This is a genomic window from Streptomyces sp. NPDC059248, from assembly GCF_042753905.1.
In the GTDB taxonomy this organism is placed as follows: Bacteria; Actinomycetota; Actinomycetes; order Streptomycetales; family Streptomycetaceae; genus Streptomyces.
Genome location: NZ_JBHYZV010000025.1, coordinates 44269 through 66428, shown reverse-complemented (window position 1 = coordinate 66428; position 22160 = coordinate 44269). Strand labels below are relative to the sequence as shown.

The 22160-nt window shown below is 72.2% G+C and carries 13 protein-coding genes; 3 read left to right on the top strand and 10 right to left on the bottom strand.

The annotated features are described in order from the left end of the window. The first annotated feature begins 187 nt into the window (after positions 1–187). Both ACFXG1_RS13475 and ACFXG1_RS13470 read left to right on the top strand, forming a co-directional pair. Positions 188–766 (top strand): NADPH-dependent FMN reductase, encoded by a 579-nt coding sequence (locus ACFXG1_RS13475; RefSeq protein WP_384708582.1) that lies wholly within the window; start codon positions 188–190, stop codon positions 764–766. A 44-nt stretch (positions 767–810) separates the two neighbouring features. Beyond that, the gene (locus ACFXG1_RS13470) at positions 811–2436 is read left to right on the top strand and encodes an MFS transporter (protein ID WP_384708585.1); all 1626 of its coding nucleotides are present in this window, start codon (positions 811–813) and stop codon (positions 2434–2436) included. 124 nt (positions 2437–2560) lie between these two features. Here ACFXG1_RS13470 and ACFXG1_RS13465 read toward each other — a convergent pair whose 3' ends face one another. The 6 genes from ACFXG1_RS13465 to ACFXG1_RS13440 all read right to left on the bottom strand — a co-directional run bounded on the left by ACFXG1_RS13465 (position 2561) and on the right by ACFXG1_RS13440 (position 9838). Next, complete coding sequence (locus tag ACFXG1_RS13465; protein ID WP_384711661.1) at positions 2561–3481, bottom strand: phosphatase PAP2 family protein; 921 nt, start codon at positions 3479–3481, stop codon at positions 2561–2563. A gap of 119 nt (positions 3482–3600) precedes the next feature. Next, a complete protein-coding gene (locus tag ACFXG1_RS13460; RefSeq protein ID WP_384711658.1) occupies positions 3601–4692 on the bottom strand; it encodes a LacI family DNA-binding transcriptional regulator in 1092 nt (363 codons plus the stop codon). A gap of 1 nt (position 4693) precedes the next feature. Continuing rightward, the gene (locus ACFXG1_RS13455) at positions 4694–6304 is read right to left on the bottom strand and encodes a glycoside hydrolase family 13 protein (protein WP_384711655.1); all 1611 of its coding nucleotides are present in this window, start codon (positions 6302–6304) and stop codon (positions 4694–4696) included. Positions 6305–6606: 302 nt separating this feature from the next. Continuing rightward, a complete protein-coding gene (locus tag ACFXG1_RS13450; protein WP_384711652.1) occupies positions 6607–7518 on the bottom strand; it encodes a sugar ABC transporter permease in 912 nt (303 codons plus the stop codon). After that, positions 7515–8456, bottom strand: coding sequence for a carbohydrate ABC transporter permease (locus tag ACFXG1_RS13445; protein ID WP_384711649.1), 942 nt, complete (start codon positions 8454–8456; stop codon positions 7515–7517). The genes ACFXG1_RS13450 and ACFXG1_RS13445 overlap by 4 nt, the downstream gene beginning before the upstream one ends. Positions 8457–8536: 80 nt before the next feature. Then, positions 8537–9838: an extracellular solute-binding protein gene (locus tag ACFXG1_RS13440; RefSeq protein WP_384711664.1), complete on the bottom strand. Its 1302-nt coding sequence runs from the start codon at positions 9836–9838 to the stop codon at positions 8537–8539. A 459-nt stretch (positions 9839–10297) separates the two neighbouring features. On the opposite strand from ACFXG1_RS13440, the gene pulA reads away from it, so the two are divergent. After that, positions 10298–15655 (top strand): pullulanase-type alpha-1,6-glucosidase, encoded by a 5358-nt coding sequence (gene pulA / locus ACFXG1_RS13435; protein WP_384742413.1) that lies wholly within the window; start codon positions 10298–10300, stop codon positions 15653–15655. A 50-nt stretch (positions 15656–15705) separates the two neighbouring features. Here the strand turns inward: pulA and ACFXG1_RS13430 are convergent, their stop codons facing one another. The 4 genes from ACFXG1_RS13430 to ACFXG1_RS13415 all read right to left on the bottom strand — a co-directional run bounded on the left by ACFXG1_RS13430 (position 15706) and on the right by ACFXG1_RS13415 (position 21647). Continuing rightward, positions 15706–16428, bottom strand: coding sequence for a TetR/AcrR family transcriptional regulator (locus ACFXG1_RS13430; RefSeq protein WP_384724251.1), 723 nt, complete (start codon positions 16426–16428; stop codon positions 15706–15708). Between the two features lie 37 nt (positions 16429–16465). Then, positions 16466–17500 (bottom strand): PDR/VanB family oxidoreductase, encoded by a 1035-nt coding sequence (locus tag ACFXG1_RS13425; protein WP_384742439.1) that lies wholly within the window; start codon positions 17498–17500, stop codon positions 16466–16468. A gap of 62 nt (positions 17501–17562) precedes the next feature. After that, the gene (locus ACFXG1_RS13420) at positions 17563–18480 is read right to left on the bottom strand and encodes a metal-dependent hydrolase (protein ID WP_384742411.1); all 918 of its coding nucleotides are present in this window, start codon (positions 18478–18480) and stop codon (positions 17563–17565) included. A 77-nt stretch (positions 18481–18557) separates the two neighbouring features. After that, positions 18558–21647, bottom strand: coding sequence for an alpha-N-acetylglucosaminidase TIM-barrel domain-containing protein (locus ACFXG1_RS13415; protein ID WP_384742409.1), 3090 nt, complete (start codon positions 21645–21647; stop codon positions 18558–18560). Positions 21648–22160: the final 513 nt, after the last annotated feature.

The following is a 22160-nucleotide window of genomic DNA, read 5'->3' as shown; positions in this document are numbered from 1 at the left end:
GCGGCGGGCGCGGGGCGCATCGGACCTTCGACCTGGTCACCGAGTCGTAGACCCGGGCGCCCGGGTTCCGTGGGGAGGCCCCCGCGCCCCTGCCCGGGTCCGGCGGGCGAGAGCGGACCGGGAGGGAACCGAGAGGGGCGGCGCGCACGCTGTGGCTCCGTCGCGGTCCGCAACGAGAGGAACCACCGTGCCCACCCCACCGAACGCCCCCGTGCCCCCGATCCGCGTCGCCGTCCTCGTCGGCTGCGCCGCCGAAGGGCGGCCCGGCTCCGCCGCCCGGTGGATCGCCGGACTCGCCGCCGAACGCGACGACCTCGACGTCGATGTGCTCGACCTGGCCGAGGCCCGGCTCCCGGACTACCCGGCCGAAGGGCCGCCCGGGCCCGGTCCCCTGCCCCGCGCGGTGCTCGACCTCGCGCCCTGGCTGGCCGCCGCCGACGCCTTCGTCGTCGTGAACGACGCGGAGGACGCGGACGTCAGTGGCGACACCGGCGGTGACACCGGCGGCGACAAACCCCCGGCGGTCCTGGGGAACGCCCTCGACTGGTACGCCGACGAGTGGCGGGCCAAACCCGTCGCCTTCGTCGGTCCGCCCGAATCCGCCGGTCTGCGCGCCGCCTTCACCGGGCTGCACGCCATGACCCTCCGGGAATCCGTCGCCTTCCCCGGCGCGGAACACTCCGACGCGCTCCCGATGCTCGACCGGCTCGCCTGGTGGGGCCGCGCCCTGCGGGACGCCCGCGCCGCGGACCCGTACCCCGGCTGACCCGCGCCCTCCTCCTCGTACGACACCCCACCGGAAGGAAACCCATGTCCTCGAACCCGCCGCCCGACCCGGCCCCGGGCACGCCGCCCCCGAAGGCCGGAGCCAGGGAGTGGGCCGGGCTCGCCGTCCTCGCCCTGCCCACCCTGCTGCTCGCCCTCGACCAGAGCGTGCTCTTCCTGGCACTGCCGCATCTCGCGGAATCGCTCGCCCCGACCGGCACCCAAACCCTGTGGATCATGGACATCTACGGGTTCATGATGGCGGGCTTCCTGGTCACCATGGGCACCCTCGGCGACCGGATCGGCCGCCGGAAGCTGCTGATGTTCGGTGCCGTCGCGGTCGGCGCCGCGTCCCTGCTGGCCGCCTCGTCGACCAGTGCCGAGATGCTGATCGCCACCCGCGCCCTGCTCGGGATCGCCGGCGCGACCCTGATGCCGTCCACCCTGGCGCTGATCGGCAATATGTTCCACGACCCGCTCCAGCGGGGCCGGGCCATCGCCGTCTGGGCCAGCTGCTTCATGGGCGGTACGGCGCTGGGGCCCGTCGTCGGCGGGGTGCTGCTGGAGTACTTCTGGTGGGGCTCCGTCTTCGTCCTCGGTGTCCCGGTGATGCTGGTCCTGCTGGTCACCGCCCCGCTCGTGCTGCCCGAGTACAAGGCCCCGGACGGCGGCCGGATGGACCCGGCGAGCGTGCTGCTCTCCCTCGGCGCGATCCTGCCGGTGATCTACGGACTCAAGGAGATCGCGCGGGCCGGCTGGGACCCGGGCGCCCTGCTCGCGATCGTCGCCGGGCTCGCCGTCGGCGCGCTCTTCGTCGCCCGCCAGCGCAGGCTCACCCATCCGCTGCTCGACCTGGACCTCTTCCGGCACGCCGCCTTCGCGTCCTGGCTGCTGATCCTGCTGCTCGCCATGGCCGGGATGAGCGGTATGTATCTCTTCATCACCGGCTATCTCCAGATGGTGGAGGGCCTCTCGCCGTTCGAGGCCGGGGTGTGGATGGTGCCGTCGGTGCTGGCGTCCATCGTGGCCGCGACCCTCGCGCCCACCCTGACCAGGCGGCTGCCGGTAGGTCTCGTCGTCGGCTGCGGACTCGGTATCGCCGCCGCCGGCTATCTGCTGATCGCCTTCGTCGACCCGGTCGGCGGGCTGCCGCTGCTGATCACCGGCTTTGTCGTCAGCTTCTTCGGCACCGGTCCGATCGGCGCGCTGGGGACCAATCTGGTGGTCAGCTCGGCCCCGCCGGAGAAGAGCGGATCGGCGGCGTCGCTCTCGGAGACCAGCGGCGAGTTCGGGGTCTCCTTCGGCCTCGCGGCCTTCGGCAGTCTCGGCGGCGCGCTCTACACCGCCGGTGTCGAGGTGCCGGACGGGCTCACGGGGGAGCAGGCGGAGAGCGTACGCGGGGGGATCGAGGGCGCGCTCGCGGTGGCGGGGCAGCTGCCCGGCGACCTCGGTGACCAGGTCCTGGCGGCGGCCCGGGAGGCGTATACCGGCGGTCTGAACACGGTGGCCATGGTCTGCGCCGGGCTGACGGTCGTCGCCGCGGTGGCCGCCGCGACCGCGTTGCGCAAGGTGGGCGCGGCGGGCTCGACGGGCGCGGCCGACCCGGAGACCCCGGCACAGGAGGCGGCCCAGGCCCCGGACCAGCAGCCCACCGGCGTCCCGCGCGGCTGAGCGCGCCGTCCCGTACCACCGCGTGCGGTGACGACGCCCCCGGTACGCCCCCGCTACGCCGACGACGACGGCGGGGCCCGACCCTTCCCGGATCGGGCCCCGCCGTCGACGCGTACGAGAGGATTCAGGCGCGTACGAGCCGCTTCGTCCGCTGCCGCCGCTCCGGTTCGCGTACCGGCAGCTTGGGCAGCTGGTGCGGCAGCGACCGGTACCAGGCGTACGAGAGCAGGAAGCCGGCCCCGAGGCAGATCACACCGCCCACCGCGTCCAGCCAGAAGTGGTTGGCGGTCGCCACGATCACGACCAGCGTCGCGGCCGGGTAGAGCAGCCCGAGGATCTTCGCCCAGGGCGCCTTGGCCACCGCGAAGACGATCAGCCCGCACCAGAGCGACCAGCCGATGTGCATCGACGGCATCGCCGCGTACTGGTTGGACATGTTCTTCAGATCGCCCGAGGCCATCGAACCCCAGGTCTCGTGGACCAGGACGGTGTCGATATAGCCCTGCCCCGGCATCAGCCGAGGGGGAGCGAGCGGATACAGGTAGTAGCCGACCAGGGCGACGGCCGTAGTGGCGAAGAGCACCAGCCGACCCGCCGCGTACCGCCCGGGATGCCAGCGGTAGAGCCACACCAGCACACCGATCGTCACGATGAAGTGGAGGGTGGCGTAGTAATAGTTCATCGTCACGATGAGCCATGTCACGGAGTTCACCGCATGATTGACCGCGTGCTCGAAGTCGAGCCCCAGGGCCTTCTCCGCGGAAAGGATCCAGTCCGCGTTCTCCAGAGCCTTCGCCTTCTGCTCCGGGACGGCGTTGCGGATCAGTGAGTACGTCCAGTAACTCACCGCGATCAGCAGGATCTCGAACCATATCCGCGGGCGGCGGGGCGAACGCAGCTCCTTGAACCGCGCGAGTCGCGAGAACCGCGCGGACCGCGAGCGGGACGGCTCGGTCGCCGTGGCCTCGTCGGTCGCGGCCTCGCCGGTCGCCATGGGTGCGTCGGCCGTCCGGCCTTCCAGTGTCTTCACGGTCGTTTCACCCATGGGACGAGAGTCTGCCAGATACACGCCCACCGACCGATCATCCCTCGGTCCCGTTCGGGGCGCACGCCCTCCACCCTGCGGACGAGGTCCCGAGGCGGATCCCCGGGGGGATCCCCCGGTCAGGGACGTCCGCCGGCTCCGGGACCGGAGGCCGTCGAGCCGCGTACGACCAGCTCGGGCATGAAGACGAACTCACTGTACGCGGCCGAGCCGGATCCGTGCGGCCCCGGGGGCAGGTTCCCGGAGATCTCCTCCAGCAGGGTCCGTACCGCGGCCTGCCCCATCGCCGGGACCGGCTTGCGGACCGTGGTCAGCGGTGGATCGGTGAAGGCGATCAGCGGGGAGTCGTCGAAACCGACGACCGACACGTCGTCCGGGACCTCCAGGCCCCGCTGCCGGGCGGCCCTGACCGCCCCGAGCGCCATCATGTCGCTGGCGCAGACGATCGCCGTACAGCCCCGGTCCAGCAGCGCCGAGGCGGCGGCCTGGCCGCCCTCCAGCGTGTACAGGGAGTGCTGGATCAGCTCGGACGTGATCGTCTTCTCGTCGAGGGAGAGCTGCTCCCGCATCGCCCGGACGAAGCCCTCGATCTTCCGCAGGACGGGGACGAACCGCACCGGCCCCAGGGCGAGACCGATCCGGCTGTGCCCCAGGGACACCAGATGCGTCACCGCCAGCCGGGTCGCCGCCCGGTCGTCCGGCGAGATGAAAGGCGCGGTGACCTTCGGCGAGTACCCGTCGACCAGGACGAAGGGCACCCCCTGGGCCCGCAATTGCTCATAGCGCTGCATGTCCGCCGTGGTGTCCGCGTGCAGACCCGAGACGAAGATGATCCCGGCGACCCCCCGGTCCACCAGCATCTCCGTCAGCTCGTCCTCGGTGGAGCCGCCGGGTGTCTGGGTCGCCAGGACCGGGGTGTACCCCTGGCGGGTCAGCGCCTGCCCGATCACCTGCGCCAGCGCCGGGAAGATCGGGTTCTCCAGCTCCGGGGTGATCAGTCCGACCAGTCCGGCGCTGCGCTGCCGCAGCCGTACCGGACGCTCGTAGCCGAGGACGTCGAGTGCGGCGAGTACGGACTGGCGGGTGGTCGCGGCGACTCCGGGTTTCCCGTTGAGAACCCGGCTCACCGTCGCTTCGCTGACCCCCGCCTGGGCCGCTATGTCGGCCAGGCGTGCGGGTGCGGTCACGGGATGGGACTGTACCGGGCGCATCTCAGACTGCCCACCACACGCAGGTCTCGCCCGGGATGCGCACCGAACCGCCGCCGAACTCCAGGGCCGTCGACGACAGCAGCGGACGGCCCGGGACCGGCAGCGAGACCTCGGTGCCGAGGGTGTTCAGGGTGCAGACCACGCCCGGCCGGCCGAAGGCCAGCACCCCGTCCGGGGCGGCCAGCCACTCCATCCCGCCGTCGCCTAGGCCCGGCAGCTCCTTGCGCAGCTCCAGCGCCGAGCGGTACAGCTCCAGCGTCGAGCGGGGGTCCCCGGTCTGGGCCGCCACCGAGAGGCCCGCCCAGGCCGCGGGCTGCGGCAGCCAGCTGCCGCCGGGCCCGAAGCCGTACGGGGCGCTCGTCCCCGACCAGGGGATCGGCACCCGGCAGCCGTCGCGCAGCCCGTCCTGGCCGTCGCCCCGGAAGAACGCCGGGTCCTGCCGGACGGCGTCCGGCAGCTCGGTGACCTCCGGCAGGCCCAGCTCCTCGCCCTGGTAGACATAGGCGGAGCCGGGCAGCGCCAGGGTGAGCAGCGCGGCGGCCCTGGCTCGGCGCAGGCCCCGCTCACCGCCGCCGTAGCGGGTGGTGTGCCGGACCACGTCGTGGTTGGAGAGCACCCAGGTCGTGGGGGCGCCGACCGAGGCGGTGGCCGCCAGGGAGTCGTCGATGACCTGCCGCATCGCCGTCGCGTCCCAGTCGCAGGTGAGGAACTGGAAGTTGAACGCCTGGTGCAGCTCGTCGGGCCGGACGTAGAGCGCGAGCCGTTCGGCGGTGGGCGCCCAGGCCTCGGCGACACCGATGCGCTGCCCGTCGTAGCCGTCGAGCAGCCGCCGCCAGGAGCGGTGGATCTCGTGCACACCGTCCTGGTCGAAGAAGGGCAGCACCTGGGCGCCGATCAGCTTCGCCTGCTCCCGCAGCCCGATGTCCGGCAGCCCCTCGGCCTTGACCATGCCGTGGGCGACGTCGATCCGGAAGCCGTCGACACCGAGGTCGAGCCAGAACCGGAGGATCGAGTCGAACTCCTCGCGGACCCGCGGGTGCTCCCAGTTCAGGTCGGGCTGCTCGGGCGCGAAGAGATGGAGGTACCAGGAGCCGTCCGCGGTCCTGGTCCACGCCGGGCCGCCGAAGACCGACTCCCAGTCGTTGGGCGGTGCGTCGCCGCCCTCGCCGCGGCCCGGCCGGAAGTGGTACAGGTCCCGCTCGGGGGCGTCCGGGCCGCCGTCGAGCGCCGCCCGGAACCAGGCATGGTGGTCGGAGGTGTGGTTGGGCACGATGTCGACGATGATCCGCAGCCCCAGCCGGTGGGCCTCGCGGACCAGGTCGTCGGCGTCGGCGAGCGCTCCGAAGAGGGGGTCGACGGCGCGGTAGTCCGCCACGTCGTAGCCGCCGTCGGCCTGCGGGGAGGCGTAGAAGGGGGTGAGCCAGACGGCGTCGACGCCGAGATCCGCGAGATGGGGGAGCCGGTCGCGGACGCCCCGCAGATCGCCGATGCCGTCACCGTCGCTGTCCGCGAACGAACGCACGTACACCTGGTAGATGACGGCGTCCCGCCACCAGCCGGCCGGGGTGGGGGCGGAGTGGTCGCTACGGGTGGGAGCAAGCTCCTGGGTCATGTACGTTCCCTCTGAAATCTCTGGAAACAGTCACTAACAGTGTCATCTGTTATCTGTAGTGATCTGTGGTGATGTCGGCCGATGTGCGGCATGTATAGGGGAGGTTCTGCCCCGTACGCCGATGGTCAACGCGCATCGTCCGGGCGCGGATACGGCCGGGATCCGCCGGGATCCGTCCGGATCGTGTGAATCCGCCCGAACCCGCCCGGACCGCCCGAACCTGTTCGAAACCGACCGGAGCCGTGCCCGGAGCCGTGCCCGGAGCCGTGCCCGGAGCCGTGCCCGGAGTCGCGCCCGCGCGCTCAGCCCTTGGTGCCGCCCGCCGTCAGACCGGCCACCAGATGCCGCTGGGCGAAGAAGAACAGCAGCCCGGCCGGAACCATGATCAGTACCGAGGCCGCGGTCATCAGGCCCCATTCGGCCCGGTGCGGGCCGACGAAGGTCTGGAGTCCGACCGCCAGCGTGTACTTCTCCTCACTGCTGAGGAACGACGTCGCGAACGCCACCTCGCTCCACGCCGTGAGGAAGGTGTAGAACATCGTCACCGCCAGACCCGGCCTGGCCAGCGGGATGATCAGCCGCCAGAACGTCCCGAACGGGCTGAGCCCGTCCACCCGGCCCGACTCGTCGATCTCCACCGGGATGGTGTCGAAGTACCCCTTCAGCATCCAGGCGCAGAAGGGCACGGACACCGAGCAGTAGGTGATGATCAGTCCGCCGTAGCTGTCCAGCAGGCCCAGTTCGCCCAGGATGTTGTAGAGGGGCACGATCAGCACCGCCACCGGGAACATCTGGCAGATCAGGAATGTCCACATCAGCGGTCTGTGGCCGGGGAACCGCATCCGGGAGACCGCATATCCGGCGCTCGCCGCGATCAGCACCCCCACCAGCATCGTGCCGCCCGCGATCACCACCGAGTTCACGAACCAGGTGGTGAACTCGGTCTTCCCCAGCAGATGGGTGTAGTTGTCGAGGGTGAACCCCGTCAGCTCCGTCGGGTGCGTCCAGCCGTTCTCCCCGCGTATCGACACCAGCGCGATGAAGACGATCGGGAAGAGGGCCACGAGGGACGCGCAGACCAGGGTCGTGTGCAGGGCCGCCGAAGCGCCGCGCGAGCGTTCGTCCCGGCCGCGCACCGCCCGCCGCTCCCGTTCCTTCCCCGGCGCCCGTTCGGTACGCGCCCCGTCGGCGCGGGTCACGGTGGTGCTGCTCACTTCGCGGCCTCCTGACGGTTGAGCATGCCGCGGTAGACCACGGAGAACACCAGGAGCAGCGAGAGGATGACGATGCCGTACGCGGCGGAGCCCGCGTAGTCCCGCACTCCCTGGAAGGCCAGCCGGTAGGCGTAGGTCACCAGGATCTCGCTCTCGGTGCCGCCGGCCTGTCCGATCACCAGATAGATGATCGGGAACATATTGAAGGTCCAGATGGTGCCCAGCAGCACGATGGTCGTGCTGACCGGCCGCAGTCCCGGCAGGGTGATGTGGACGAACCGCTGCCAGGGTGTGGCGCCGTCCATCTCCGCCGCCTCGTGCAGTTCACGGGGGATGGACTGGAGCCCGCCGAGGATGGCGACCATCATGAACGGCACACCCAGCCAGGTGTTGACCGCGATCACCGAGAGTTTCTGGACGAACGGGTCGCCCAGCCAGTCCACCGGGGCGACGCCGACCTTCCCCAGCAGCGCGTTGAGCACACCGTTGTCGGAGTTGTACATCAGCTTCCACCCGAAGGCGGCGACGAACGCCGGCACGGCCCACGGCAGTACCAGCAGTACCCGGTAGAGCGACCGGCCGCGCATCCGCCGGTTGAGCAGCATCGCGAGACCGAGCCCGATGCCGTAGTGGAGCACCACACAGCTCAGGGTCCACAGGACCGTCCAGGTCAGCCGGGGATAGAACGACCCCTCCTTGCCGGAGAGGATGTTCCAGTAGTTCTCCAGACCGACGAAGGTGTACGTCGAAGGGACGGAGAAGTCGCCGATGGTCCGGCCGATATTGGCCTCGTCGGCGTCCGTGAAGGAGAGGTAGACCCCCCGCCCCAGCGGATAGCCCACGAGCACACCGAGGACGACGACCACGGGCAGGACCATGGCCCAGGCGTACCAGTGGGTGCTGAAGGACCGTCTGGTCCTGAGTATGAGGCTGCTCATCTTTCTCCGTACGTCGTCCCTGCGGGCCCGGGAGGCGCCGGGGCCCCCGCGGTCGGTCGGGCGGGGGCCCCGGCCCTCGGTCAGCCGGTGCCGTAGTCCTTGAGGAGCTTGGAGTTCCACTCCTTCGCGAGGGCGTCGAGGCCCTCCTTCGGCGAGGCGTCGCCGCGCAGGACCTTCACATAGTGCTGGTCGAAGGCGACGAAGAGGTCACCGACGCCCGGGATCACCGGACGGGACCTCGCCACGGTCAGCGCCTGCTGGAACGCCTTCTTCGCCGGGTCCGCGGTGACCGCCGGGGTGTAGGCGGACTTCCGGGTCGGCAGCGTGTTGATCTCCTTCGCGGTCAGCTCCTGGCTCGTGGCCGATGCCATGAACTTCACGAAGAGGTAGGAGGCGTCCTTGTTCTTCGAGCCGCGGTAGACCGCGTAGTTGTGGCCGCCGATCGGGGCCCCGGCCCTGCCGGACGGGCCGGCGGGGATGTTGGCGATCCCCAGGTTGTCCTTGTTCTTGAACGCCTTGCCGCCGTAGTTGTCGGAGACCGACCACGGGCCGTTGATCACCATGGCGATCCGGCCGTCCTTGAAGGACGTCTGGGCGGCGACATAGCCGTCGGTGGTCACGGGCTTGAGCGCCACGTCCGGCGCGGCCAGCTTCAGCGCCGTCTCCATGCCCTTGACGGCCGCCGCGGAGTTCACGGTGATCTTTTTGCCGTCGACGTCGAGCATGTCGGCGCCCTCGCCGTAGAGGAACGGCAGGGAGAAGTAGCCCTCGGGGTTGAGCTGGGTGCCGGTGACCCCGGTCTTCGCCTTGACGGTCTTCGCGGTGGCGATGAACTCGTCCCAGGTGGCCGGCGGCTTGGTGATCCCCGCCTTCGCGAAGACCTCCTTGTTGTAGAGGAGCGCGAGGGTGTCGGTGACCTGCGGCACCCCGACGGTCTCGCCCTTCCACTTCGCCGTCGACAGCGGCCCGGGGAGGAAGTCCGCGGCGTTGTCCAGGGCGGGGGTGCCGTCCAGCGGCTGGAGATAGCCCAGGTTGGCGAATCCGGCGGACCAGCCGACGTCGGTACGGATCACGTCCGGCGCGCCCTTGCCGTTCTGGGCGGCGGTCTTGAACTTCTGCTCCGCCTGGTCGAAGGAGACCGAGGTGCGCTTGACCTCGATCTTCGGGTACTCCTTCTCGAAGGCTGCGACCAGCTTGTCGTACGTCGGCCCCTCGGCCTCGTTCGACGTGTCCCACCAGGTGATCGAGCCGGAGACGCTCTGCGGGTCCTCCGCCGCCTTGCGGCCGCTGCTGTCGCCCGATCCGCCGCCGTCGCCGCCGCACGCGGTCGCCGTCAGCGCCAGTACGCCCGCTATGGCGGCGCCCGTCATGCCCTTGCGCATCATGAACTCCTCGTCGAGGTCAAGGCCCCGCCAGTCCTCGACGGGCCGGGCTGCTGCGGCGTGAAGCTAACAGTCCTGCAAGAGCTTGCGAAAGACCTTGCAGAAAGAAATCAGCCGGATTTCCAGGTTGTGACCTCCTCGTGTCCTACGGATTTCGTTGCGGTGTCCGGCTTCAACCCCGCGGGGGTTGACCGGGGTTCCGGCCATCTTCTAGCGTCGGCCGCCGTGTGAACGGGAGTTGTTGCAAGAATCCGCAAAAACTTGCGAAGGCGCGGTGATGCCGTGGCACGGCGCCGAGGTGTGCCCGCGAGCCCCCGGCGGAACCGGCCGCCGACGGCCCCTGCCACCGAGCCCCGACGCCTGCCCATTCCTCCCGTCCCACCCGTTCCTCCCGTCGCACCCGACGAACCTCCCGATCCCCCGAAGCCCCCGAAGCCACCTTCGACCGAGGAGAGTTACGTGCTCCGCAGCAGACGGCCGCGCCCCCGCGCCGGCGGACGGAGAAGGGGCGCCGTCGCGGCCCTCGTCACCGCCGTGTTGTGCGCCGGACAGAGCCCGGCCATCGCCGCCCCGGCGGGTCCGCCCCGCCCCCCGAAGCCCCCGTCCGACGCGGCGCTCGCCGCCCAGCCCACCCGGCACGACGCCACCCGTGAGCAGTTCTACTTCGTGCTGCCCGACCGGTTCGCCAACGGCGACCGGGCCAACGACCGCGGCGGACTGACCGGATCCCGGCTCGACCACGGCCACGACCCCGCCGACAAGGGCTTCTACCACGGCGGCGACCTCAAGGGCCTGACCGGGAAGCTCGACTACATCAAGGGCCTGGGCACCACCGCGATCTGGCTCGCCCCGATCTTCAAGAACAAGCCCGTCCAGGGGACCGGCAAGGACGCCTCCGCCGGATACCACGGCTACTGGATCACCGACTTCACCCAGGTCGACCCCCACTTCGGCACCAACGCCGATCTCACCCGGCTGATCGACAAGGCCCATGCCAAGGGCATGAAGGTCTACTTCGACGTCATCACCAACCACACCGCCGACACCGTCGACCACGCCGAGAAGGAGTACGGCTACCGGCCCAAGGGCGCCCATCCGTACCTCGACCCCACCGGCCGCCCCTTCGACGACCGGGCCGGGATCCCCGAGGGCGCGGGACCGGACGGCACCCCGTACACCCCCGTTCCGCGCGCCCGCGACAAGGTCCCGGCCTGGCTCAACGACCCCGCGATGTACCACAACCGCGGCGACTCCACCTTCGCCGGTGAGAGCGCCGAGTACGGCGACTTCGCCGGGCTCGACGACCTGTGGACCGAACGCCCCGAGGTCCGCCGCGGCATGGAGCGGATCTACCAGAAGTGGGTCGACGACTTCGGTATCGACGGCTTCCGCATCGACACCGTCAAACACGTCGACATGGAGTTCTGGACCCAGTGGGCCACGGCCCTCGACGCCCACGCGGCGAAGCGCGGCAGGCCCGACTTCTTCATGTTCGGCGAGGTCTACTCGTCCGACCCGGCCGCCACCGCGCCCTATGTGACCCGCGGCAGGCTCGACTCCACCCTCGACTTCCCGTTCCAGGACGCGGCCCGCGCCTTCGCCTCCCAGGGCGCGCCCGCCTCCCGGCTCGCCGCCGTCTTCGCCGAAGACCACCGCTACACCACCGACAAGGCCAACGCCTACGGCCAGGTCACCTTCCTCGGCAACCACGACATGGGCCGGATCGGCACCTTTCTGCGCCAGGACAGGCCCGGCGCGTCCGACGCCGAACTCGTGAACCGCGCCCGGCTCGCCAACGAGCTGATGTTCCTGGTCCGCGGCAACCCCGTGGTCTACTCCGGCGACGAACAGGGCTTCACGGGCAACGGCGGCGACAAGGACGCCCGCCAGCCCCTCTTCGCCACCACCACCCCCGACTACCTCGACGACGACCAGCTGGGCACCGACCGGGGCCACGGCACCGACGCGTACGACACCGGCCATCCCCTCTACCGCTCGATCGCCGGCCTGTCGAAACTGACCCGGGAGCATCCGGCGCTGCGCGACGGCGTCCAGCGCCCGCGGTACGCGGAGGGATCCGTCTACGCGTTCTCCCGCACCGACCCGAAGAAGCCGAACGAGTACCTGGTCGCCCTCAACAACGGCACCGCGCCCACGACCGTACGGCTGGGCACCGACTCCCCGGACACCCTGTTCCGGACCGTCCACGGCGGCGGGCCCGCCGCCGGGGTCCGTACCGCCGCCGACGGCACCGCCGAGCTCACCGTCCCCGCCCTGTCGGCAGTCGTCCTCCGCGCCGACCGGCCGGTACCCGCCCCCACGGACCGGCCCGTGATCAGCCTGAAGGTGCCCGCCGCCGGAGCCACCGGCACCGTCGAGATCTCCGCCGACGCGGACGGCGGCCCCCTCGGCCGGGTCGTCTTCGCCGCCCAGACCGGCAACGGCCCCTGGAAGGTCCTCGGCACCGCCGACCGGCCCCCCTACAAGGTCACCCAGTACCTCGACCCGGCCACCCGCGCCGGAACCCCCCTGCGCTACAAGGCCGTCGTCGTCGACGCCCGCGGCAGGACCGCGAGCGCCCTCGGCTCCACCACCGCCGGAGCCGTACCCCCGCCGGGCAAGCCGGTGGCCGTCGAGCGGTCGTACGCCGTCGTCCACTACCAGCGCCCCGACCGGGACTACGACGGCTGGGAACTCGTCGCGGGCGGCGTCCGCGCCCCCTTCACCGGCCGTGACGCCTACGGCGCCTTCGCCTGGGTGCGGCTCCCCGAAGGCGCGTCCACCCTGCCGTACACCGTGGAACGGAACGGCACCCCCGACGGGCCGCGCCGCACCGTCGACCTCGCCCGCACCGGACAGGTGTGGATCGCCCAGGGCCGCGAAGGCCAGACCGAGACCCCGCCGAACGGCGTCTACCCGCCGCAGGACAAGGGCAAGGCGATCCTCCACTACCACCGGCCCGACGGCGACTACGACGGCTGGGGACTCCACACCTGGAGCGGCGCCGCGAACCCCACCGACTGGGCGAAGCCGCTGACACCGGTCCGTAAGGACGCGTACGGCGTCACCTTCGAGGTACCGCTTGCCCCCGGGGCGACATCGCTGAGCTACATCGTCCACAAGGGCGACGAGAAGGACCTCCCGAACGACCAGTCCCTCGACCTCGCCACTTATGGCCACGAGGTACGGCTCCTGGCCGGACGGCCCGGATATCTGCTCCCGCAGCCCGGCGCCGCCCCCGCCCTCGACCTCGGCAAGGCCGAAGCGCAGTGGATCGACCGCGAGACCGTCGTCTGGAAGGTGAAGGCCACCGCCGCCACCAGCCAGCAACTGGTGTACGCGGCCGGAAAGCCCATCGCCGTCGAGAACGGGGCACTCACCGACGAGGGCCGCTGGCTACGGCTCCGCCCCGGCACCCTCACCGACGCCCAGCGCGCGAAGTTCCCCCATCTGAAGGACTATCCGGCCTTCACCGTCGACCCGCGCGATCTGCGCCGCGTCCCCGCGTCCCTGCGCGGCCAGCTCCTCGCCACCCAACGCAACGCCGCGGGAGCCCTGCTCGCCGCGACCGGCGTCCAGACCGCGGGCGTCCTCGACGACCTGTACGCGGCGAAGGCGACCCGCGCCGCGCTCGGCCCCGTCTTCGGGAAGAAGGGCGTCACCCTCTCCGTCTGGGCGCCCACCGCCGAGACCGTCGCCCTCGACCTCGACGGCAGGACCGTCCCCATGCGGCGCGACGACACCTCCGGCGTCTGGTCGGCCACCGGACCGCGCGCCTGGGCCGGAAAGCCGTACCGCTACCGGGTCACCGTCTGGGCGCCGAGCGTCCGGAAGACCGTCGTCAACCAGGTCACCGACCCCTACTCCACCGCCCTCACCACCGACTCCGCCCGCAGCCTCGCCGTCGACCTCACAGACCCGGCACTGGCCCCCAAGGGCTGGGCGACCCTGAAGAAACCCGCCGCCGTCCCTCTCAAAGACGCCCAGATCCAGGAACTCCACATCCGCGACTTCTCCGTCGCCGACCGCACCGCGAAACACCCCGGCACCTACCGCGCCTTCACCGACCGGGACTCCGCCGGAATGCGCCATCTGACGAAGCTGGCCGACGCCGGCACCTCGTACGCCCATCTCCTGCCCGCCTTCGACATCGGCACGATCCCCGAACGGAAACGGGACCAGCAGAGCCCCGGCTGCGACCTCGGCGCCGGCGCCCCCGACTCCGAGCGGCAGCAGGAGTGCGTGGCGAAGACCGCCGCGAAGGACGCGTACAACTGGGGATACGACCCCCTGCACTACACCGTCCCCGAAGGCTCCTACGCCACCGACCCCGAGGGCACCCGGCGGACCGTCGAGTTCCGGGAGATGGTCGCCGGCCTCAACGGCGCCGGACTGCGGACCGTCATGGACGTCGTCTACAACCACACCGTCGCCGCCGGACAGTCCGAGAAGTCGGTACTCGACCGGATCGTGCCCGGCTACTACCAGCGGCTCCTCGCCGACGGCTCCGTCGCCACCTCCACCTGCTGCGCCAACACCGCGCCCGAGAACGCGATGATGGGCAAGCTGGTGGTGGACTCCGTGGTCACCTGGGCCAGGGAGTACAAGGTCGACGGCTTCCGCTTCGACCTCATGGGCCACCACCCCAAGGCCAATATGCTCGCCGTCCGCGCGGCGCTCGACGCGCTCACCGTCGAACGCGACGGTGTCGACGGACGGAAGATCCTGCTCTACGGCGAGGGCTGGAACTTCGGCGAGATCGCCGACGACGCCCGGTTCGTCCAGGCCACCCAGAAGCACATGGCGGGCACCGGAATCGCCACCTTTTCCGACCGGGCCAGGGACGCGATCCGCGGCGGCGGCCCGTTCGACGAGGACCCCGGCGTCCAGGGCTTCGCCTCCGGCCTCTTCACCGACCCCAACCCGGCCGCCGACAACGGCACCCCCGAACAGCAGCGCGCCCGGCTGCTGCACTACCAGGACCTGATCAAGGTCGGTCTCACCGGCCATCTCGCGGGCTACACCTTCACCGACAGCCGCGGCCGGACCGTCAAGGGCTCCGACGTGGACTACAACGGCGCCCCCGCCGGATACGCCGCGGCCCCCGGCGACGCGCTGGCCTACTCCGACGCCCACGACAACGAGACCCTGTACGACGCCCTCGCCTTCAAGCTGCCCCGGGACACCGCACCCGCCGACCGGGCCCGCGCGCAGGTCCTGGCGATGGCCGCTTCCGTGCTCTCCCAGGGCCCCGCGCTCTCCCAGACCGGCACCGACCTGCTGCGTTCCAAGTCGCTCGACCGCAACTCGTACGACAGCGGCGACTGGTTCAACGCCATCCGCTGGGACTGCCGGGACGGCAACGGCTTCGGCCGGGGCCTGCCGCCCGCCGCCGACAACCGCGACAAGTGGGGCTTCGCCCGGCCGCTGCTCGGCACCCCGTCGCTGGTCGCGGGCTGCCCGGAGACCGGTGCGGCATCGGCCGCGTACCGCGATCTGCTGCGGATCCGCAGCACCGAGAAGGCCCTCGGCCTCGACACCGCGCGCCAGGTGCAGGAGACGGTGTCGTTCCCGCTGTCGGGACCGGCCGAGACCCCCGGGGTCATCACCATGAAGGCCGGTGACCTGGTGATCGTCTTCAACGCCTCCCCGCGACGGCAGGACCAGCGGGTGGGCTCCCTGGCCGGGACGGGCTACGCCCTGCACCCGGTCCAGGCGGCGGGCGCCGACCGCACGGTGACCACGTCGTCGTACGACCGCGCCACCGGGACGTTCGGCGTCCCGGCCCGTACGGTCGCCGTCTTCACCAGCCGCTGACGCGCGTGACGGCCGGGGCACCCGCCCCGGCCGTCACCCCGCTCCGAGCGTTATCGTGGCGGGGGTACGGCCGCAGGGGCGGCGGCCGGCACCAGGTTCAGCAGCCGGGTCAGCAACTGCCCGAACGGCCCGTCCGCCGGCTCGTCCGTGAGCACCCCGCCCACGATGGCCGCCATCTCGTCGTCGAGGGCGGCGCTCACCGCGCACAGCGCCGCGAAGTCGTGCACGAGCTGCACCTCCAGCTCGCCGCGCGGGATCCGCCGCCCGTCCAGCCACTGCAACGCCGTCGACTCGGCCAGCGACACCCAGGAGCGGATCACCAGCGCCAGCCGGACCGGCGGTTCGGTGACCCCCAGATGCGACAGGATCTGCTCGTACGCGGACTGCCGCACCTCGTCGATCATCACCTTGGTGGTGGTCGAACCCACCGCGGGGCCACCGCGCAGCAGCGCCGAGAAGCCGGGCCCGTGTTCGTCGACGAAGTCGAAGTAGCGCCGCATGACCCGCAGCAGACGGGTGCCCAGCGGCCCCTCGTGCGGCTCCCTGAACCGGTACGCCAGATCGTCGGCGGCCCGGCGCAGAGCGGCCTCGTACAGGCTCTGTTTGCCCGGGAAGTAGTGGTAGACCAGCGGCCGGGAGATACCGGCGGCCGCGGCGATCTCGTCGATGGAGACCTCGTCGGGGGAGCGCGCGCTGAACAGCTCCAGCGCCACGCCGATCAACTGCTGCCTGCGCTCCTCGACGCCCATCCTGCGGCGTACCCCGGTCGTCATGGCCACCAGCGTACCCATGGGGGTGCGTTCAAGTGTTCTAGAGGTCGAGTACCAGTTTTCCGTCCAGGCCGCGGGAGACGCAGATGAGGAGGGAGTCCTCCCGTTCGGCGTCGGTGAGGAGATCGTCGCGGTGGTCGACCGTGCCGGACAGGACGCGTTGCCGGCAGGTGCCGCAGAAGCCCTGACGGCAGGAGTACGCCACATCCGGCAGGACCTCCCGGACGGCGGCCAGCACGCTCCGGCCCGGCGCCACCCGTACCGTACGGCCCGATCGGCGGAGTTCCACGTCGAAGGCGGTACCGCCGGGCGCGGGCACCCCGGCCGTGAACCGCTCCCGGCGCGGGGGCCGGTCCGCGGGCAGCAGGGCGGTGACCGCGGCCATGAGCCCGTCGGGGCCGCAGCAGTAGACGGCGGTCTCCGGGCCGAGTCCGGTGAGGAAGCCGAGGTCCGGCCGGCCGGACTCGTCCCCGGCGGAGACCGTCACCCGGCCCGTGCCCCCTGGGGCGCCCAGCCGTTCGACCTCGTCGGCGAAGGGCATCGAGGCCCGGCTCCGGCCCCGGTACAGCAGCCGCCAGCGGGCCCCGGCCGCGTCGGCGGCCCGCAGCATCGGCAGGACCGGGGTGATGCCGATCCCGCCCGCGACGAAGACGTACGACGCCGACGGCACCAGCGGGAACCGGTTCCGGGGCCCGCGCACTTCGATCTCCGTACCCTCGGCGAGCCGTTGGTGCACCTCGCGCGAGCCGCCCGCGCCGGTCGCGGCCAGCCGGACCGCGACCGTGTACGTCCGGGTGTCGGCGGGGTCGCCGCAGAGCGAGTACTGCCGCACAGGACCGGAGGGGAGGACCAGGTCGATATGGGCCCCGGGCTCCCACGGCGGCAGCGGTGGCGCCCCGGCGGCGGCTTCGAGGCGCAGCCGTACGACACCGTCGGCGACCGTGGCCCGTTCGGCGACGACGACCCGGCGGGTTTCCGGGGTGGTCCTGCGGGTTTCCGGGGCGGTCCGGCCGGAGACGGGTTCGGCGAGCGCGGGCAGCGGCCACAGCGGGGAGCGCCGGATCCGGCGGAGCATCGCCCGCCGGGCGACGACGGCCGCCCCGGCGGCCAGGGCGATGGGCAAGGCGCGCCGGGCAGTCACGCGGGGCGGCCCCCGTTCGCGCCGGGGGAGGTAGCGAGATAGGCGAGGGCCTGGGCCGTACTCCCCTCCCGGGACGGGTGGTACGAGGGGCTCAGATAGCGGGGGGCCGCTTTGAGCATGTCCCCGGTCGCGGGCAGGGTGCCCGCCCGCCCCGCGCGATGGAACCGGGCGAACGACGCCCGGCCGCCCACCGGCGACGGATCGTTCTCCACGAAGAACCGGACACCCCGCTGCCAGAGGAAGACCAGGGTGGCGAAGGCCGTCGCCCAGGTGCGCGCCCGCCGCCGGTACGAGCCGTCGACGTGCCGAAAAACATCAAAAGCGACCGAGCGGTGCTCCACCTCCTCGGCGCCGTGCCAGCGCAGCAGATCGAGCATCACCGGGTCGGCGCCCCGCCGGTCCAGCTCGTCGGCGTTGAGGACCCAGTCCCCGAGGAAGGCGGTGTAGTGCTCGATCGCGGCGATCAGCGCCACCCGTTCCAGCAGCCACCACCGGCGGGCCCGGCCCGGCGGCAGATTCCGGTCGCCCAGCAGCCTCTCGAACATCCAGTCCACCTGCGCGGTGTACGGGGTCGGGTCGAGACCCAGGGCCTTGAGGCGGGGGAGGACGTCGTCGTGCGCCCTGGAGTGGACGGCCTCCTGCCCGATGAAACCGAGGACGTCGGCGCGGAGCCGCTCGTCCCGGATCATCGGCAGCACTTGCTTGTGGACATGGACGAACCAGCGCTCCCCGGCGGGGAGCAGCAGATGCAGCACATTGATGGTGTGCGAGGCGAAGGGGTCGCCGGGAACCCAGTGCAGAGGGGTGCCCGCCCAGTCGAACGCCACCTTGCGGGGGGCGAGTTCGATCCGCTCGGGCTCCGCCCTGTCCACGGGGTCCACCGGGTCCACGGGCCCCGGCCGCGTATCAGACATCCTGTCAATGTACTGACGGGTAGCGGGTGGTGGCCAGAGTCGTGCGCCGCCTTTCCCGCAGCCCCCGGCAGCGGGTGCTACCGCACCGACCAGCCGCTGAACCGTACCGTCCCGCGCGCCCCGCTCCCACCGTTCATGGCCGTCATGAAGAAGCCCACGTCCTGCGCGAAGGCCGCCTCCGGGGCGATCACCGTGGCGACCGTCCGCCAGGTCGCGCCCTCGTCGTCCGAGAGCTCCCCGGTGTACGCGCCGCCCGCGCCGCGCGTCAGCCGCAGCAGGACCGGCGCCTTGACGCCCGTGATCCGGCGGTAGGTGTCGAGGGTGCCGTCGCCGTTGGAGTCGTACGACAGCGCCACGCCCTGGCCCGGGGTGACGGCCAGGTTGACGAAGCCGGGCGCGCCCGGCCGGTCGAGGCCGTTGCGGGCGATGATCCCCGCCCGGGCCCAGCCCGCCGTGTTCGCCTGCGCGTCGACCCGGACCACCGCGACCGAACCGGCCCGGAACACCCCCGGCCGGTACGCCGTCCCGAAGTGCGCGGTACCCCGCCACAGGTCGTTCCCCGCGCCGTTGACCGCGTAGCGGTCGCCGAGCTGGCCGAAGACGGCCGCGTTGTTGCTGTACGTACGCCAGCCCGCGGCGAGCGGGGCCGCCACATGCGCCTCGCCCTTCTGCGTCACCGGCACGGCGTCCCGGCCCTTCGGCCCGTACCGCACGGTCAGCCGGTACGGCAGCGCCCGCAGCGGCTCCGTCAGAGCCTCGGCCGGGGCGGTCACCGGCCAGGACACCGAGCCCGTCGCGCCCTCGGCGACCCCGGGCAGGGAGCGGGTCGCGGGCGCGCCCGGCGACAGCCGCGCGCCGGTCAGGGTGAGGTCGACCCGGCCGGTGGCCGCCAGACCGCTGAGGTTGCGGAACGTGGCGGTGAGCGACCCCGAGCCGCCGGGCCGGAACGTCGCCGGGTCCGTCGTCACCGTCGTCACGCCCTGGTAGGGCGCGGCGGCCAGCGCGTCCCTGACCTTGATCGCGGTGCGGTACGCGTCCCCGGTCGGGGCGGACGGATAGACCCGCCGGTCCCGCGTCCACTTCTCCTCGGCCGGATACCAGTCGAAGGACTTCGGCGCCCGCCCGGCCGCCAGCGCGTCCCCGGCCTCGGTCAGAAACGCCTCCCACTGCGGGATGTGCACATCGGCGATCAGCCCGTTCCAGTCGCGGTTGGCGTAGTTGGAGAGCGCGTCGGCCGCCGGACGGTCCGCCCAGGTGGTGATCAGCGCCCGCGCCGTCCGCTCCAGCACGACCGCCTCGGCCGGGCTGGTCGCCAGCCGTTTGGCGTCCGCCAGCCACGGCCCGAGGAGGAACGAACGATGGCAGCCCGCCATGGTGTCGGCGAGCCGCATCAGCCGCAGCCAGAGCGCCGCTACGCCCCGGAAGGCGGCCGTGTCCCGGCTGGCGTAGGCGGCCCGCAGGGCGAACTGGAGGGTGCGCGAACGATTCGCCAGCGCCTGCCGGGCCAGCTCCGTCAGATCGTGGCGGTACGTGTCCGTACCGCGCAGCTTCTCGGCGGTCCCCAGCAGCTCCGCGAAGGCCCGGTCGAAGCCCGCCGGGTCGAACGCCGTTCCGATGGCGGCGGTCAGGCTCGGCCGCCGCAGGAAGTGCGAGTCGTGCGGTCTGCCGTCCGTACTGGTCAGCCGGTACGCGGTGGCCGCCAGCGCCCCGAACGCCGCCTCGGCCGCCGGGTCCGCGGCGCCGTATCGGATCCGGGCGTACTCCCGGAACCAGGCGTCCCGGTCGATCCGCTCCCGCCGCCACGCCAACTCGGAGAAGAGCTCCAGCGCCGCCGGGTCGCGCTCGGCCGACTCCGGCATATAGGCGGTGCCGACCAGGGCGCTCCCCGGCTTGTCCCGCCACTCGGTGAACCGGGCCGTCCAGCGGTCGGTGTTGGCGCCGATCGTGGTCCGCCCGCCGAAGTTGGGGATGGTGCCGAAGGCGTACGGCGCCCCGCCCCACTCGGTTTCCCGGTCGGTGGTGGTGTCGAGGTCGGAGAGCCCGTCGACGATGAGCATCCGGCGGGTGTCGACCGCGTCGAGGAGGGCGCGCCGGGGGTTGGCCTGCCAGCCCAGGATCACCCAGGTCGCGTCGGGCCGGGCGGCGCGCAGCGCCTTCTCCACGGCGCGCGCCGCGTCCGGCACCGGGACGTCACCTGGCCTGCCGCCCTCGTGCAGCAGATCCATCTTGAACATGTCGCAGGCGCCGAAGAGCTGGTGCTGGTGGCGGTAGAACGCGGCGGCGACCTTCGGGAAGACCGTGGTCCTGGGATCGAGCCAGTCGGGGCGGGGCAGCCCGTTCCAGACGCCCTGGGGGACGACACGGGCGCCGGGGTTGCGGGCCGCGAAGCCGTCGGGGACCGTACCGAAGTAGCCGGGCAGGACCGGCCGCATGCCGAGTTCGCGCAGCCGGTCGGTGATCCGGCGGCCGAGCCGGACCCGGGCCGCGAGCAGCTCGGCCGAGACCGGGCCGCCGTAGTCGCTCATGTTCTGGAGCAGCCACCACGCCTGGTGGGAGGGGGCGGGGAGCCAGCCGCGGGCCTCGGCGTCGGAGTAGCCGAAGTCCTTCAGCACCCGGTGGTAGACGGCCTCCTGGCCCGGAGTGACCAGCACCTCGTTGCAGCCGTGCAGGGCGAGGACGTCGATCAGCCGCTCCCAACGCGCCCAGTCGGCGTAGGGGGCGGTATAGCCGTCGTGGGTGTCGTTGTACGCGAACCGGTGCGGCACGGTCGCCGACCGCTCCAGCGCCCCGCCCGGCGCCGGCAGTTTCTCCGGCAGCCCGACCCGGCTGCCGGACCAGGAGATATGCGCCCGGCACACGTACTTGAGATACCAGTGGACCCCCGTCAGCAGCACCGCGGGCGAGGTGCCCGCGACCGCGATCCGGCCGGTCTCGCCGGTCACCGAGAAACGTTCGGGACCATCGGTGAGGGTCAGCCGGAACTGGTCGGCGTGGCGGGGCAGCAGCCGCCGCAGCGCGGCCTGCGCGGCGGCGACGGTGGGCGCGGCGGCGGGACGGGCGGCGGGTGTCGTGCGGGGGACCGCCGCGGCGGCGGTCCCGCCGGCCGCGGCGCTCGCGCCGATCGCTCCCGCGGTGCCCAGAACCGCACGCCTCGACAGCTCGAACATCAGGCTCCTTCGCGCGAAACGATGTAACCCATGTCACAGCGGTTTCGTTCGTGGCGCAGGCTACCGGGCGCTCGCCCTCCGCACGGGGCGCCGCGCGGGAGGGCGGCGGGACACGGACGGGCCGGAGGGCGGGCGCGGGGGCGACGGCCCTGTCGGCGCCGGTAGTTGTGGCGCCGGGCGGGCCGTGGCCAGGTGATCCGGGCGGTGACGGTGACGGGCGTGGCGGCCGGGTGGGCGTCCCGGTGACGGGTGCCGGTCACAGCGGCCGCGGGCCCCGACTCCGTACCGAAGAAAGCCGGGTCCGGCCCCGTGGGGGGTGGGCCGGACCCGGCGGTCCGTGGCGGCCGGGCCCGTTGGACTCACCCGGGGCGGTACGGCCTTGGGCGCGGCCCTCGTTCGCACGGCGGGTCGTGGCGGGGCGCGGCGGGGCGGCCGCCCGGGGGGGGTACCCCCGCCCCCAGACCAAGGTAGGGGTAAAAGGTGCGGGGGGGGGGGGCGGCCGCGGGGGCCCGC